15 protein-coding genes and 1 pseudogene are annotated in these 15,075 nt (G+C 46.8%); all 16 read right to left on the reverse strand.

Annotated elements, in window-relative coordinates; translation table 11 throughout:
- Window positions 1-234: 234 nt before the first annotated feature.
- The gene (locus RKD52_RS13270) at window positions 235-1,236 is read right to left on the reverse strand and encodes a phosphotriesterase family protein (protein WP_454100069.1); all 1,002 of its coding nucleotides are present in this window, start codon (window positions 1,234-1,236) and stop codon (window positions 235-237) included.
- A gap of 6 nt (window positions 1,237-1,242) precedes the next feature.
- Window positions 1,243-2,916 carry a long-chain fatty acid--CoA ligase gene (locus tag RKD52_RS13275; protein WP_454100070.1) on the reverse strand — a complete coding sequence of 558 codons (1,674 nt, stop codon included), beginning with the start codon at window positions 2,914-2,916 and terminating at the stop codon, window positions 1,243-1,245.
- A 292-nt stretch (window positions 2,917-3,208) separates the two neighbouring features.
- A complete protein-coding gene (locus tag RKD52_RS13280; protein WP_454100071.1) occupies window positions 3,209-4,384 on the reverse strand; it encodes an ABC transporter substrate-binding protein in 1,176 nt (391 codons plus the stop codon).
- 87 nt (window positions 4,385-4,471) lie between these two features.
- Window positions 4,472-5,179: an ABC transporter ATP-binding protein gene (locus RKD52_RS13285; RefSeq protein WP_454100072.1), complete on the reverse strand. Its 708-nt coding sequence runs from the start codon at window positions 5,177-5,179 to the stop codon at window positions 4,472-4,474.
- Entirely contained in the window at window positions 5,157-5,936 is a 780-nt protein-coding gene (locus tag RKD52_RS13290; protein WP_454101218.1) for an ABC transporter ATP-binding protein, read from the reverse strand. The genes RKD52_RS13285 and RKD52_RS13290 overlap by 23 nt, the downstream gene beginning before the upstream one ends.
- Window positions 5,936-6,916 (reverse strand): branched-chain amino acid ABC transporter permease, encoded by a 981-nt coding sequence (locus RKD52_RS13295; RefSeq protein WP_454100073.1) that lies wholly within the window; start codon window positions 6,914-6,916, stop codon window positions 5,936-5,938. The genes RKD52_RS13290 and RKD52_RS13295 overlap by 1 nt, the downstream gene beginning before the upstream one ends.
- Window positions 6,913-7,779: a branched-chain amino acid ABC transporter permease gene (locus RKD52_RS13300; RefSeq protein ID WP_454100074.1), complete on the reverse strand. Its 867-nt coding sequence runs from the start codon at window positions 7,777-7,779 to the stop codon at window positions 6,913-6,915. Before RKD52_RS13300 ends, RKD52_RS13295 begins: the two co-directional genes overlap by 4 nt.
- Window positions 7,780-7,950: 171 nt before the next feature.
- Window positions 7,951-8,934, reverse strand: coding sequence for a quinone oxidoreductase family protein (locus RKD52_RS13305; RefSeq protein ID WP_454101219.1), 984 nt, complete (start codon window positions 8,932-8,934; stop codon window positions 7,951-7,953).
- An 8-nt stretch (window positions 8,935-8,942) separates the two neighbouring features.
- Entirely contained in the window at window positions 8,943-9,722 is a 780-nt protein-coding gene (locus RKD52_RS13310; protein ID WP_454101220.1) for an enoyl-CoA hydratase/isomerase family protein, read from the reverse strand.
- An 11-nt stretch (window positions 9,723-9,733) separates the two neighbouring features.
- Window positions 9,734-10,498, reverse strand: a complete 765-nt coding sequence (locus RKD52_RS13315) for an SDR family NAD(P)-dependent oxidoreductase (RefSeq protein WP_454100075.1) — start codon at window positions 10,496-10,498, stop codon at window positions 9,734-9,736.
- A 16-nt stretch (window positions 10,499-10,514) separates the two neighbouring features.
- Complete coding sequence (locus tag RKD52_RS13320; protein WP_454100076.1) at window positions 10,515-11,258, reverse strand: 2-phosphosulfolactate phosphatase; 744 nt, start codon at window positions 11,256-11,258, stop codon at window positions 10,515-10,517.
- Window positions 11,259-11,260: 2 nt separating this feature from the next.
- Window positions 11,261-12,316 (reverse strand): phosphotransferase family protein, encoded by a 1,056-nt coding sequence (locus tag RKD52_RS13325; protein ID WP_454100077.1) that lies wholly within the window; start codon window positions 12,314-12,316, stop codon window positions 11,261-11,263.
- A 23-nt stretch (window positions 12,317-12,339) separates the two neighbouring features.
- On the reverse strand, window positions 12,340-12,747 hold the full coding sequence (locus RKD52_RS13330; RefSeq protein ID WP_454100078.1) for an acyl-CoA thioesterase: 408 nt from the start codon (window positions 12,745-12,747) through the stop codon (window positions 12,340-12,342).
- Between the two features lie 15 nt (window positions 12,748-12,762).
- Window positions 12,763-13,540 (reverse strand): annotated as a pseudogene (locus tag RKD52_RS13335) (enoyl-CoA hydratase).
- On the reverse strand, window positions 13,537-14,421 hold the full coding sequence (locus tag RKD52_RS13340; protein WP_454100079.1) for a 3-hydroxyacyl-CoA dehydrogenase family protein: 885 nt from the start codon (window positions 14,419-14,421) through the stop codon (window positions 13,537-13,539). Before RKD52_RS13340 ends, RKD52_RS13335 begins: the two are co-directional and overlap by 4 nt.
- Before the next feature lie 78 nt (window positions 14,422-14,499).
- Window positions 14,500-15,063, reverse strand: a complete 564-nt coding sequence (locus RKD52_RS13345) for a TetR/AcrR family transcriptional regulator (RefSeq protein WP_369732908.1) — start codon at window positions 15,061-15,063, stop codon at window positions 14,500-14,502.
- Window positions 15,064-15,075: the final 12 nt, after the last annotated feature.

Consider the following 15,075-nt stretch of genomic DNA (forward strand, 5'->3'; position numbering starts at 1 on the left):
AAGTGGCACTACTATGGGGAATGGCGCCACTTCCGAAGATCCTTCAACATCAAAACTGGCATCACTCAACGGAATGGCGCCACTTCCGAAAACCCTTCAACGGTAAAAGTGGCATCACCCAGGGAAACGGCGTGACCAACAAGTTATTCCCAGTCAGATTAATCGATTGGAACAGACAAAATCCGAACAGCTTAAACTGTCCGGATTTCTTGTTGATTTCCTTATGCCCCGGCCCTAAAGCCTGACCTTTGCCCCCACACCGGCAAACAGTCTGGAAGGATTTTTTTCTGTCATGGTTCTGATGTCCTCTTCCTGCACTCCCTTATCCCGAAGAGCTGGAATGACATTTTCAAACAAGTGGGCAGGGTGCCAGTTCTTCATTTTCTCCTGAACCTGCTTTGGGAGGATCAGCGGTCTTCCCATCCAGTAGTTTACGGTATCGTGAGACATCATAATTTGATCTGCATACCCTTTTTCAAGTAATTCCATCAGCGTCTTTATTCTTATATCATCGTCAGGTGCTCCCACCATGCCCTGAATGCCGAAACGGTCAAAAGCGATATAAGCTCCGTGCTCCAGAACAGCTGAATGATAGTCAGGATCCGTATTGCCGCACATGTGTCCGATAACAATTTTTTTCGGATCACAGCCAAGTTCAATGAGCAGTCTGATTTGTTCCGGCCCCATTGTTCCTTCCTGGGTGTGGGTAAGAATGACCGTGCCTTCTTCGCGGTGAACCCTTGCAGCCGCTCTGAAGAACATTTGCTCATAAGGCGTAATTTCACCCTTGCTTGATGCAAGCTTAATGATTCCGGGCTTGATGCCCGTTGCCCGAATGCCTTCTGTCAGCTCTTTTTTAAACATTTCATAAATTTCTTCTTCTGCCGTACCGAGGCCCTGTCTGAATTTAAAGTAAGGGGTGGCTCCTTCACCTTCATAATAATATCCTGTGGCGCAGATAATCTGGAGACCGGTTCTTTCAGATATTTCCTTCAGCAGCTCCGGATTTCTGCCGCACTCATTCGGTGTCGGATCTACTACTGTATCGACCCCGAAGCTAAGCAGCTGAAGAGCGACGGTAATGCCTGTTTCAAGGGCATCCTGCTCATCAAATCCTCCAAGGGAATCGTCACCGTGAAAACCCGGATACCCGAAAACAAAATGTTCATGAATCAGCGTTTTGCCGAGCTGATCAGCCGGGATCGGCCCTGTAACGGTTTCAACTGTGCCGGTCATTGCGCTTCACCCCATCACCCTTTGTTTTTCTTCTTCCTGAAGCTTCCGCCATAGCAGCTTTCCGCTTGAAGTCATCGGCAGACTTTCTCTGAATTCGATCATTCTTGGATACTTGTAGGCTGCCATTTTTTCTTTTGCCCAGCTGATGATTTCCTCGCCGTCAATTTTCCCCTTATATTCCTGATTCAGAATAATAAAGGCTTTGACTGTTTCTCCCCTGCGTTCATCCGGTACGCCGACCACGCATGCCTGCATGACGGCAGGATGCTGATATAGCATGCCTTCAACCTCTGTCGGCCACACTTTAAAGCCAGATGCGTTGATCATTCGTTTTACTCTGTCCACGATAAAGTAATAGCCTTCTTCATCGCGTTTTCCGATATCGCCTGTCCTGAAGAATTTTTTCCCGTCAAGCTCGACAAACGATTTTTCATTTTCTTCCGGTCTTCTGTAATAGCCCAAAAAGACTTGCGGCCCGTTCACGACAATTTCGCCTTCTTCTCCATTTTCAAGCTCCCGGCATGTTACGGGATCAATAACCCTTGCATCTACATCAAAAGAAGGAATGCCAAGACATTGAAGCTTCGATCTGTCAGGCGGATTAAAATGTGTCTGGGCAATGGTTTCTGAAAGGCCGTAGCCCTCGATAAATTTCAGGCCGGACAATTGGTACAGCCTTTCTCCAACGGCTGCAGGAAGAGCTGCACCACCTCCTGCTAGATTCATCAGGCTTGCCATGTCCTCTTTTTTCAGGGAAGGATTTGCCATAAAGTCAATCAGCATTGTGCTGATTGTAATCCAGTGGGTTACTTCTTTATCCCTGATGATATTTCTCGCAAATTCCCTGTCCCACCTTGTCATCATGATCATGGTGGCTCCGGAGAGAATCGGAATGTGCATGCTGTGCACCATGCCTGTTACATGAAACAGGGGCAAAGTCGCAAGACATACCGCATCAGACGTTGCATTCAGCCAGTGATAGCCTCCGAATGTATTGGCCTGAACGGTGCGGTGAGTATGCATGCACCCCTTTGGAAGTCCTGTCGTTCCGGAAGTGTACGGCAGGACAGCGAGATCATCTGCTGATGCCGTCATCCGGGAAGGCACTTCCAGGCTGGACAGCGCTTCCTTCCAGTGAATATGCCCGGTTTGAGCAAGCTCAATTGGACCCATTTTTACTTCTTCCGGTATTTCATGACCGGGTTCACCCGCATGCAAATAATCAGAATAGGTTGATACAATGATATTCTTCAGCGGGACTGAGTCAAGCAGCGGAAGCACTTTGGAGTACAGTTCCTGTCCTACAATACCTGACTTTAACTCACAGTCATTTATATAAAATCTCAGTTCTTCCGAGGTGTTCATCGGATTAATCGGCACAACCACGCCGCCGGCACGGAGGATGGCGTAATACCCGATGACAAACTGGGGCGAGTTTTGAACAAACAGCAGAACATTTTCACCTTTTTTAACGCCCATTTTCTTTTCAAGGAATCCGGCAAGATCTTCGGTTTCTTTTAAAAGCTGCCTGTATGTAAGCTCTGCGCCGTAATAATGAATGGCTGTCTTGTCCGGGTATCTTTTTGCAGATAGTTCCAAGTTTTCGTACAGGGTTGTTTCAGGTACTGTCAGTGTGTACGGCACTCTTACCGGCCAATGCTTGAAATGTGATTGAATCATGTGTATTTCACCTTCCCGACTGTTATTGGTAGCGCTTACAGTAATATTTCTAACTTTTCTGATAAATACCTTTTTCCTTTGAGAAAATTTTTATTTGCAACATTTCATGTTCTGGTAAATGACTGTTTTTGTATTTTAGAAATCATACCCGTTCCCTTTCGCTTCAGTCCACTGGTGCCTTATTTAAATACTTTTCAGCAACCATAAGTACGAACACAGCCTTAATTAAAGACAGTTTCCCGCTGTATACAGCGGGAAACTGTAAAGATTCGTTCTTTCATCCAGTAGATCTTTACTTATCCAACTTCACAAGCTTTCCGTCTTCTACAACATGAATGGATGTTTTCCAGTTAAAGCCGTTGTTTTCCATTCCCGTCAGATGCCATACCATTTGCTCGTCTTCAAGTTCTTTAATTCCTTTTTCCATATTCTCCATGATTTCCGCCGGGTCTGAGACAGTGCCTGCTTCCTGCATTGCTTTCACTGCGACGTGAAGGGCCTGGTAGTTAAATGCACTTTCGGCTGTCGGTATGCCGTCTGTCAGTTCCGCATATTTATCGACAAATGCCTGACCTCCCGGTGCGTCGCTTTCACTGATTGGCAGTGTGCCGATTGCGCCTTCAAGCATTTCATATCCTCCGAGGACCGGTTCCATTTCTTCAAACTTCGCCTGGTCCATAATCATGATACCGCCTTTAAACCCGAGCTCTCTCGCCTGTTTGATCAGCAGCGCCGTCGGCTGCGACGGTCCTCCGACAAACAATACGTCCGGCTTTTCTTTAAGAGCATTCGTCATGATGGTGAAAAAGTCTGTTTCTTTGCTGAAATCCACTGAACCGTCAAAAACGATTTCTCCGCCTTTTTCTTCCCAGACAGGTTTAATGGTAGCCGTCCAGTCTTTTCCGTACTGTGTAGCTGTCGGAATCAGTGCGAGCTTCTTCCCGAAGCGTTCCATCTGATAGTCAGCATACGGCTCAGGATACGCGTCATATGCAGGAGGAATGCTCAATGTCAGTTTGTTGCCCTGTTCCTGAATTTTCGGTTCGCTCGTATAGGCTCCGATGATAAAGTTTTCCTGCTGGTTAAAAACTTGAGTGGCGAAAACACCGCCGCTGTGCGGAACAAAAACGATCGGTGCTTTATTTTCCTGTACAAGCCTGCGGGCATTTGTTCCCGTTTCATTCGGAAGGTACTTGTCATCAAGGGATACAATTTTCACTTTGTATGTTTTTCCGTCGACTTCAAAGCCTTCTTTATTAATCTCATCTGCTGCCATCGTCAAGCCTCTCAGCGTATTCTCGCCGTAAAAAGCAGCCGGACCGGAAAGCGGGCCGCTGTATCCGATATTGACTGTGCCCTCTCCGCCTGCATCTCCCCCGCCTGACGCACCGCTTGAATTGCATGCCGCAAGACCAATTAACGACACCGAAAGTCCAAGAACCATCCCGATCTTTTTAAGCGATTTCACAGAAATTCCCCCTTGTTTTCATCAAAATCGACTCGTTTTTTAACCTGTTTGTGCTGCAGACCTGCCATTTGCGAAAAAAATGCTATGTCAGGCGCCAATATAGGCGCGTTTGACCTCATCGTTATCAAACAGCTCTTTTTTTGTCCCCTGCATCACAATCTGTCCGTTCTCCATCACATAGCCCCTTGTTGAGATGGACAAAGCGGCATGCGCGTTCTGTTCAGCAAGCAGCACCGTCGTTCCGTGCTTATGAATTTCCTGAATGACTTTAAACATCTGGTCTACGATCAGCGGTGCTAGTCCGAGAGAAGGTTCATCAAGCATCAGGATTTTCGGCTTCGCCATGAGAGCCCTGCCGATTGCAAGCATCTGCTGCTGTCCGCCGCTAAGTGATCCTGCAGCATCTTTCCGTTTTTCAAAAAGAATCGGAAACAGAGCATAAATGTCCTCCAGCTGTTTTTGGACAGCCTTTTTATCTCTGCGCCGGGTATAGCTTCCCATTTTCAAATTTTCATAAACAGTCATTTCAGAAAACAGCTTTCTGCCCTCGGCGCACTGGACAATACCTGCTCTTACCAATTTATAGGGCGCCATATTATGAATCTTCCTGTCTTCAAAAAGAATGTCACCGGAAGAAACCTTATTCAGGCCTGACAGCGTATGAAAAAGCGTGCTTTTCCCTGCGCCGTTTGCCCCGAGAATGGTCACAAGCTCTCCCTGCCCAATTTCCATGGATACGTTTTTCAGTGCCTGAAACCGGCCGTAAAAAACATCAATATGTTGCAGCTTCAGCATAGGCATGTCCTCCAAGATAAGCTTCGATCACGTTTGGATCTGCCTGAATATCAGACGGCAGTCCTTCTGCAATTTTTTTGCCGTGATTGAGAACCATCACTTTATCAGCCAGACTCATGACCATCTTCATCTTATGTTCGATAAAACAGACTGTATATCCGCTGCGCTTCAATTTGAGAATCAGCTCGGACAGTCCATCTGTTTCATCAGGATTAACTCCTGCTGCAGGTTCGTCAAGAAGGATGATCTCCGGTTCTGTTGCGAGAGCAAGCGCAATGGCCACCCGTTTTTGGGCTTCCTGTGAGATGACAGAAGCCATTTCGCCTTCTAAATGCTCAACCCCGCAAAAGGCAAGAGCTTCCATCGCTTTGTCATAGCAAAGCTGCTGCTCTGACCGTTCCCTTTTCGTTTTAAATATCCCGTCAAACAAGTTAGATTTCGTTCTGAGGCGATGTCCGATCAGCACATTGTCTATGACAGTAGCGTCCGAAAAAAGACTTGTCGTCTGAAACGTCCTGCCAATTCCGAGCTTAGCCATTCTGGCAGGCTTTGCTGCTGTCACATCTGTCCCGTTAAACAGGACGGTCCCTGAAGTCGGCCTGTGAAAACCGCTGATCAGATTCAGAAATGTGGATTTTCCGGCTCCATTCGGCCCTATGATTGCGGTGATTTTCCCTTTTTCAATCCCAAGATCAACCTCATTTACAGCCGTCAATCCCCCGAAAGATTTTGTCAGCTGCCTGATTTCTATCAGCATCATCCAGCCTCCTTTATTTTTCTCTTAGCATCAGCAGGTCTGCGCTGCGAGAAATACATTTTCAGAGAGTGATAGCTTCCGACAAGCCCTTTTGGATAAAAAAGCATGATCAAAACGACAATCGGACCGAATATGAGCATTCTGTATTCTTCAAGAAACTGCAGGGACTGTGTGACAGTGACAATCAAAAATGTGCCAAGAACGGGTCCTGTCATCGTGCCGATTCCTCCGACAAGAAGATACATCAGCATTTCAAATGTGACAGTAATCGCTGAGATATCGGGCCCGAGAAATCGGATAAAACCCGCATACAGCACGCCTGAGAGACCTGCAAAAAAAGCGGAAAGGACAAAGGCAAGCAGCTGATTTTTCATAATATTGATCCCGATTGTCTTTGACAGATCCTCACTCCCCCTGATGGCAAAGAGCGTTCTGCCGAAAAGAGAGTCTTTAATTCTTTTAACTGCCATGATGGTTCCAAGCAAAAAGAACAAGATAAAATAGTACTGTGATTCAATCGTGTCAAATGTCAGTGGTCCGAGAGCCGATGGCACCGGAATGCCGATCAGGCCCCTGACTCCCCCGGTGACTTCATCCCACTTGTCGATAACCAGATAAATAATAAACCCCACACACATCGTGTATATGGCGAAAAAATGGTGTCTTGTCCTTAGCGCGATCAGACCGATCACAAAACTCAGGGTTATTGTAACGGCAAGCGCTGCTGCAAATGCAAGCCAGAAATTCACCTGATAAGTGGATGTCAGTATTCCGAGTGTGTAGGCTCCTGCCGCAAAAAAACCGGCATGGGCTAACGACAGCTGGCCTGTAAACCCCGAGATGATGTTAAGTCCGTAAACAGCAATGGACCAGATCATGACCAGGATCAGGATTTGCTTATGATAATGATTTTGAGACAACAATGGAAACAGCACCGCAATCAGCAATATAACCGGCAACAGTATTTTTTGAATCTTCACGTGCGTGCCCCCTTTGAAAAAAGACCGGTTGGCTTAATGGTTAAAATGGCCACGAGGAGGAGAAATGCAAAGATGTCTTTATAATCGTTTGAGAGATAAGTAGCTCCCATGCTTTCAGTCAGCCCAAGAAGAAACCCACCCGCTATTGCCCCGGGAATACTGCCCATCCCTCCGATAATGATGATGACGAAGGCTTTCATAATGACCAGGCTCCCCATCGTCGGAAAGACGAGATTGATAGGAGAAGCTAAAGTAGCTGCTGCAGAAGCGAGCGCCGCAGCAATGGCAAATGTCAGCATGGCCACCATATTGGCGTTGATGCCGACTAAAAAGGCGCCATCCCTGTTTTGCGACATCGCGACAATGGAAGCTCCAATCATCGTCTTTGTCAGGAAAAAATGCAGAGCAAGCATCAGGAGGATGGATGAACCAACAACCAGTATCCGCTGCTGTGTGATGGTGAGCCCGAATATTTCCACTACACCTGAAAAAGGCGTCGGCATCTGTTTGTAATCTGTTCCCCAAATCAGCTGCGCCAGCGCTTCAAAAAACAGCATCAGGCCGATTGCAGCAACCATGACTCTCATGGGATTAACATTTCCAAGGTATTTAAACACAACTTGTTCGCAGAGAATGCCGAGAGCAGCAACAATAAGGATCGACAAAATGAGTGCTGCCCAGTAGTTCATGCCATACTGAGTCATAAATAAGAGACTGACATAAGCGCCGATCATATAGAACGAGCCGTGGGCAAAATTCGGGATATGCAGAATGCCGAACACAAGCGTCAGCCCTAAAGCAACAAGACTGTAAACGCTTCCAATTGTGATTCCGTTAAATAATTGCTGAAGAAATAATTCCATAGCGGCCCCCTTACTCTTGCTTATTTTCTTCAATTAAAAATCCATCTGGAAGATATTCATGGCAGGTATAGGTCCGGGTAAAAGAGAGGAGTTTTTGCAAAACTGCTGCTGGATAAGGATGGATGCAGTAAAAGATAAGAGGCAGGGGGACTAAAGCCCCCCGCATAAAAATCAAGGCACGAGAATCAATTTTCCTTTCGTCTGTCTGCCCTGAAGCATTTCATGAACTTCGCCTGCCTGTTCGAGCGGATAAACGCCGCCGATCGTAAGCTTCAGTTCTCCTTTTTGAAGATAGCCCAGCAGGTCAGACAAACTTTGAAGATAGATTTCTTTCTTTCTCATCATCTGAGGAAGAAAAAATCCGATGACAGACAGGTTTTGAGCCATCAGCGATGACGGATAAAGCCTTGATTGCTCCCCGCTCGCCACGCCGTAAATGACCAGGCGGCCAAATGGAGCCATACAGGAGAGGGTTTTCCTGAAAACATCTCCCCCAGCCATCTCAAGAGCAACATCTACACCTTTGCCATCCGTCAGCTGAAGCACTTCCTTCTCCCAGCCTTCAAGCGTATAATCAACAGCTTCATCTGCACCCATTTCAAGGGCAAGTCTTCTTTTTTCAGCCGTACTGGCTGTTGCAATGACTTTGCCTGCTCCAAATAATTTGGCAAGCTGGACGGCAATAGTCCCGACTCCGCCTGCAGCCGCATGAACAAGGACCGTTTCGCCCTTTTCAACACGCCCCATTGTTTTTAAGATATGATAAGCGCTCAGTCCCTGCAGAGGCAGAGAGACAGCCTGCTTAAGGTCTACTCCTTCAGGAACGGGAATCAGTCCGCGTTCTTCTGCAACGGTATATTCTGCATAGCCTGTAGCCCTGCTTGATCCTAGAAGGGTAACCACTTTGTCTCCCTTTTTAAAACGGGTAACCCCGCTTCCTGTCTCAGCGACCGTTCCTGCCACCTCTGCTCCGGGAACAAATGGAAGCGGCGTATCAATCACATACTGCCCTTCCCTTCTTGCCGTATCTGCATAATTGACGCCAATTGCTTCAATCTTAATCAGCACTTCGTTTTCAGCAGGCTTAGGGACATCTAGTTCTACTACTTTCAATACTTCCGGTCCGCCGTATTCTTTTAATTGAATTGCTCTCATCATCATCTTCACTTCCCCTGAAAGATTGGCTTGCGTTTTTCTTTAAATGCGTGAATGCCTTCATGATGATCTTCTGTTGAGATCATCAGTGTCTGTGCAATCCGTTCCTGCTCCAGAATTTCTTCAAGTGTGCTCATTGCTGAGGCATTGATGATTTTTTTCATCATGCCATACGCTTTTACAGGTCCCTGTGAGAGCTTATGAGCATATGAGACAGCTTCATCCTTAAGCTGCTCAAGCGGGACTACTTTGTTTACAATGCCATATTCTTCAGCCTGTACAGCAGTAATCGGTTCTGCATTGAAGAACAATTGCTTCGCCTTATAAGGTCCAATGATCCTCGGCAGAAAATAAAGGCCACCCCCGTCTGAAATCAGCCCAACCTGTGAAAAGCTCATCACAAATTTGCTGTCTTCCGCAGCGAGAATCTGATCGCACGCCAATGCCAGATTGAAAGCTGCACCTGCGGCAAATCCATGTACGGCGGCAATGACAGGTTTATCAAGTTCTTTAAAAGCCTTGATGCATTCATTCAGGCGGCCAATATGATCATAAACCTGCTGCCCGTCAGCCTCTCCCATCGTTTTGACGTCCCCGCCTGCACTGAACGACCGTCCTGATCCTGACAGGACAACGGCTCTGATGCTGTCATCTGTTTTTGCCGCGGCAAGTTCATTCGTCAGTGATAAGATCATCTCTGCGCTGAAAGCATTCAGTCTTTCTGGACGGTTCAGTGTTAAAAACAGTACATTTCCGCTTTTTTCTACTAATAGATCGCTCATTTTTATTCCTCCCTGGTTTATGTAATCAGCCAGCCGCCGTCTGCAAGCAGATCGGAACCGGTCATATATGATGCCTCGTGAGAAGCAGCAAATGCAATAATATTCGCAATTTCTTCGGGCTTGCCGACACGCTTCAGTGCGGTATTCCGCTTAATCGCTTCTGTGAATCTTGCGTTCTGCAGACCCTGCTCTGTCAGAGGTGTTTCAATAAAACCCGGTGAGACCGAGTTGACTCTGATGCCATTTCGCGCGAACTCATGCGCAAGCGCTCTTGTAAAATGAATGACGGCCGCTTTAGCTGCGCTGTAATGCGGAATTTCTGCCCCCGCTTTATGTCCTGAAAGAGACGCCACGTTGACGATTGCCCTGTTCTCATTACCCGCACCGCTGCACTCAGCCATATAACCGCCAAGCACTTTTGAAACAAGAAAAACACTTTTCAGATTGACATTCTGTACAAAATCCCATTGTTCGGCTGTTGTATCCATAATTCTCGAGTGTACAGATCCGCCTGCGTTGTTGACGAGAATATGCAGCTCACCGAATTCTTCTTTTACAAAGGAGAGAAGTGAGAGAACATCCTCTTCTTTAGTAACATCAGCTGCAAAAGGAAACGCAGTTTGCTCAGAATGATTCAGCTGCTCTGCCGCGGCCTTCAGTTTTTCCTCGCTTCTTCCTGCAAGAATGACTTTTGCGCCTTCTGATGCAAGCTTTCTTGCCGTCTCAAGCCCGATACCGCTCCCTCCGCCTGTCACAACAGCGATTTGGTTATGAAATCTCATTTTTTTCACTCTCCTTTCACGACGACTTTACCTTCAGATGGCGGTAATCGATCAATTCATCTCCATATAGGACCGGCACACATGAAAAGCAGTCTCTAGTGGAAATAAAGGTGATTTCCTCCTGAAAGCCGTATTTCTTCAGCATTTTTCCCACTTTGGATTTAGCAAGTACGACGGCCGGTTCTTCTTTGCAGCCTTCATAAAACAGCTTCGCTGTCTGGGCGGCATCACTCAGTTCATAGCACCCCGCCTCATCCAGGTGCTGAATCAGGCAGCCTGCCCCGTAAAAATCCTCCAAACTGAAATGCCCGGACGAACCGGAGCAGACAAGGATAATAGTATCCTCGCGGTGGTCTTGAGCAAGGGCATCTGCCACTGCTTTGGCATTCAAGAGCGAGCAGGCGAAAATCCTTCTGGCAGGACTGCTTTTATGAACGGCAACCGTTCCGTTTGTCGTAGATAAAATGATTTTTTTCCCTTTGGCAAAGGCCTTCAATGCGGAGGGATTAGGATCCAGGAATCCATTAATCGTCCTTCCCTCATATTCGCCGACAAGCATGCAGTCATCCTTGTTCATTTCCGCTGCACGGTTTCGGGCCTGTTCACCGTCCAGCACAGGGATGACGGAACGGGCACCATGCTCAAGAACAGTGGCAATGGTTGAAGTAGCAAGCAGCACATCAAAGACTACCGCAATTTTGTCTTTCATTTTGGCTCCGTCTATTTCTTCTTTTCTGGTCACAACATGTATTTTTCCCATGGTCAGCCCTTATGTGCCAGCCGCAGTGCATGCTGGATCAGGATTTCAGTATATGGCCCAAAGCGGGCAAAGCGCTGGTCATGTGTCTGCCCTTTTTTGAAGCGGTAATAGATTTGCTGGCAGATGACGGCAAGCTTAAAGGTGGCAAAGGTCGTGTAATAATGAATGCTGGAAACGTCTCTGCCGCTTTTCTTTGCATAGCTTTCAATAAATTGCTCTCTTGTATAGAAGATGCCGCTTGCCGTAACAGACGGCTTGCCCATTCCTTTTTTCAAAGGCTCGGGATCATCCTCCTCCATCCAGTAGCTCATGGCGGCCCCGAGATCTGCGAGAGGATCCCCGATTGTAGTCATCTCCCAGTCAAACAGGCCGGTCATTTCTTTCAGATCACTTGAAAAAAGCGAATTATTCAATTTGAAATCATAATGGATAACGGTCGGGTCAGGTGAAGCAGGCAGGTTATTCTCAAGCCACTCTGTCAGCAGGCTGACTTCTGGAATATCATCTGTTTTTGCCCTGTGATAGCGGCCGATCCAGCCGTGTACCTGACGCTCCATAAACCCTTCAGGCCTGCTCAGTTTTTCAAGCGCCGTACCTTTATAAGGAACATCATGAAGACGGACAAGCGTATCGACCATCAGCTCAGACAGAGAGCTGCCAAGTTCCACGGTTGCTTCCATTCCTTCTGGAAGCTCAGTGTCGACTAATACTCCGTGCCGTCTTTCCATGATGAAAAACGGACTGCCTGCAATCGACTCATCGCTGCTGAAAACATAAGGTTTCGGCGCCAGAGGAAACAAAGGGTGCAAGTCTTTTAAAATGACAAACTCCCGTTCCATATCATGCGCTTTAGGAGCCACTGGTCCAAGCGGCGGCCTTCTGAGCACCCCTTCCCAGCTCCCGATCTTAAGGGCATACGTCAAATTCGATGCACCTGTCCCGAACTGTTTGATTTGAAGGGGACCTTCCGGCAGCTCATCCATTTCCGTTCTTAAGTATGTCTCAAGAACCCCCGCATTCAGTTCTTCTCCTGTTCTTACCGGAATAAGCTGAGACATCACGCCACCTCTTTTTTGAAAATTCAGATATTTATTTTTAAAGCATGGGTCTTTAACTGTTCTATTAGATGATCTGGCATCTCTTCTGTTTCCTTGGTTTTAAAGTTAAAGGTCACAATGACCGCTTCACCTTCTGCAATCAGCCTGCCAGATTCCTGCTCCGTAATTTCATGATGAACGGTGAAGCTTTTGGAGCCGATTTTCATAACGGAGGTTTGAATGATCAGGTGTTCATTAAAATAAGCCTGACCGCGAAAATCGCATGTTGCTCTGGCAAGAATAAACGGCCAGTCCCCTGAAGACATGCAATATCCCAATGCTTCAAAAAACTGAACGCGCGCATCTTCGAGGTAAATGAAGTAGCTTGTATTGTTCACATGCCCAAGCGCATCTGTTTCGCAAAACCTGACTCTCATCCGTGCTTCATGCATGGAGAAATCATCCCCTTACTTATGGCTGAAAGCAGGCTTTCTTTTTTCAATAAACGCCTGTACGCCCTCTTTAATATCTTCTGTCTGAAATACTTCTTCAAACAGGCCCGCTTCAAGATCAAGACCTTCTTCAAGCGTGCTGCTCATGCCCTCATCCACCGCTTTTTTAATTTTTGACAGGGCGGGAAGCGAGTGTCGGGTCACGCGGCCGGCAAGTTCAAGGGCTTTTTGAAGTCCTTCTCCCTTAGGTACAACATACGAGACAAGCCCAATTCTTTTCGCTTCAGCTGCATCAATCGGATCTCCTGTGAACATCAGCTCTTTTGCTTTAGCTGCACCAACCGCTCTCGGAAGCCTTTGAGTGCCGCCTCCACCTGGAAATAATCCGAGCTTAATTTCCGGAAGTCCAACCTGGGCATGCTCCTCAGCTATTCGGAGATCGCATGTTAAAGCGAGTTCACACCCTCCGCCGAAGGTCATTCCGTTTTAAAACCGCGATCACCGGTTTAGGGAACTGTTCAATTTCATTTAAAAATGCATGCCCTTCAAGGAAATTGGCTTTGATGCCTTTTTTTCCGATGAGGTTCGGAAATTCCTTAATATCAGCTCCAGCCATAAACGCCCTGTCACCCGCTCCTGTCAGAATGACCGCAAGTGTCTCATTGTCTTCTCTGAGACTTGCAAATGCTTCTTTCAACTCTCTTGTGACCTGCTGGTTCATGACATTTAAAGGTGGATTGCTGATTGTGACAACGGCAGCTGCTCCATGTTTTTCATAAGACACAACGCTCATTTTTTCACCTCTTCTTTTTGATAGGTGTACCATCCCTTGCCCGTTTTTCGTCCAAGATCACCTTGACGCACCTTCTGCTCAATGCAGGCAAACGGCTTATCAGCAGGGTCTCCAGACTCCGCATATCTCTGCTGCATGACATAGTAACCGACATCAATCCCGGAAAGATCCATTAGCTCAAACGGCCCGATCGGATGATTCAGTGCTTTTCGGCAAATGGTGTCGATATCCTGAAAACTTGCATACCCTTCTTCATACAGGTAGACGGCTTCTCTTTGCAGGGCACCTAAAATCCGGTTGGCGATAAAGCCGGAAATCTCCTTATTCAGAAGGACGGCTGTGCGGTTGATCGTTTTACAGACATCCATCGTCAAATCGGCCGTTTCTTTTGACGTGTCCTCACTCATGACAACTTCCACACAGTCCATGACAAGCGGCGGAAAAAAGAAATGCATGTTGACAACTTTGTCTGCACGATTTGTTGCGGATGCGATCAGTGAATTGACAATGGTTGAGCTGTTGGATGCAAAAATGGCATGAGGCTTTGCCATTTGATCAAGCTTTGCAAACAATTCTCTTTTAACATCCAGCTTTTCAACGACTGCTTCAATGATAAAATCAGCATGGGCAGCAGCCTGTTCAAGTGACGTTGTAAAGGTGAGCCTTCCAAATGCCGCTTCTTTTTGCTCCTCCGTCAGTTTCGATTTTGATACCCATTTGTCCATCAAGTTGCGGAGAGATGCTTCCGCTTTTTCTAAAGCGCTTTCCTGCACGTCCTGAATCACCGTTTCATAACCGCCAAGGGCGCACAGCATGGCAATCTGATGGCCCATCTGACCCGCTCCAATAACTGAAATCTGCTGAATATCTTCCTTTTTCATCATCATCTCTCCTTTTAACTACTGACCAGTCGGTATAATGGGGTCGTGGAGAGCTCCGGGACGAACCCGGAACCCCCTTTACCCTGTCAGTCCTTCAAGCACCATCTTCAGAAAAATATCCGATACTTCAGCATCAGACACCCTTCCGTTTGGATCAAACCAGAAGTAGCTCCAGTTTGTCATGCCGAGAATCCCGAAGGTGACAATGTCCATCGGCAAGTCAGACCGGAATTCCCCTTCTCCGATTCCTGCTTCAAGCAGCTGCTGAATGTTCAGTCTGAACTGGTCGCGTTTTTTAATGACCTCAGCCATATCCTCTTCCGTCAAATTTCTCATTTCCCTGAAAAACACTTTTGCGCTTAAGCCTTCTTTTTCAATATCGTGAATCAGCATATAAACAATTTCATGCAGTTTTTGCTTATATGGCTTTGAACTGTCATGGATGATTTCCTCCTGTTTTCTCAGAAGCTCATCGATGTATTTTAAATGGATGGCCATAAGCAGCTCAGTTTTGCTTTTGTAATAGTAATAGAATGTGCCTTTAGTGACACTGAGTGCATCGACGATGTCCTGAATGGACGTTTCCTTAAAGCCTTTTTCTCCAAACAGCTGAATGCTTTCCTGGATGATTTTTTCCTTCATATTGGCTAATCC

This window comes from Metabacillus sp. SLBN-84, assembly GCF_053629595.1.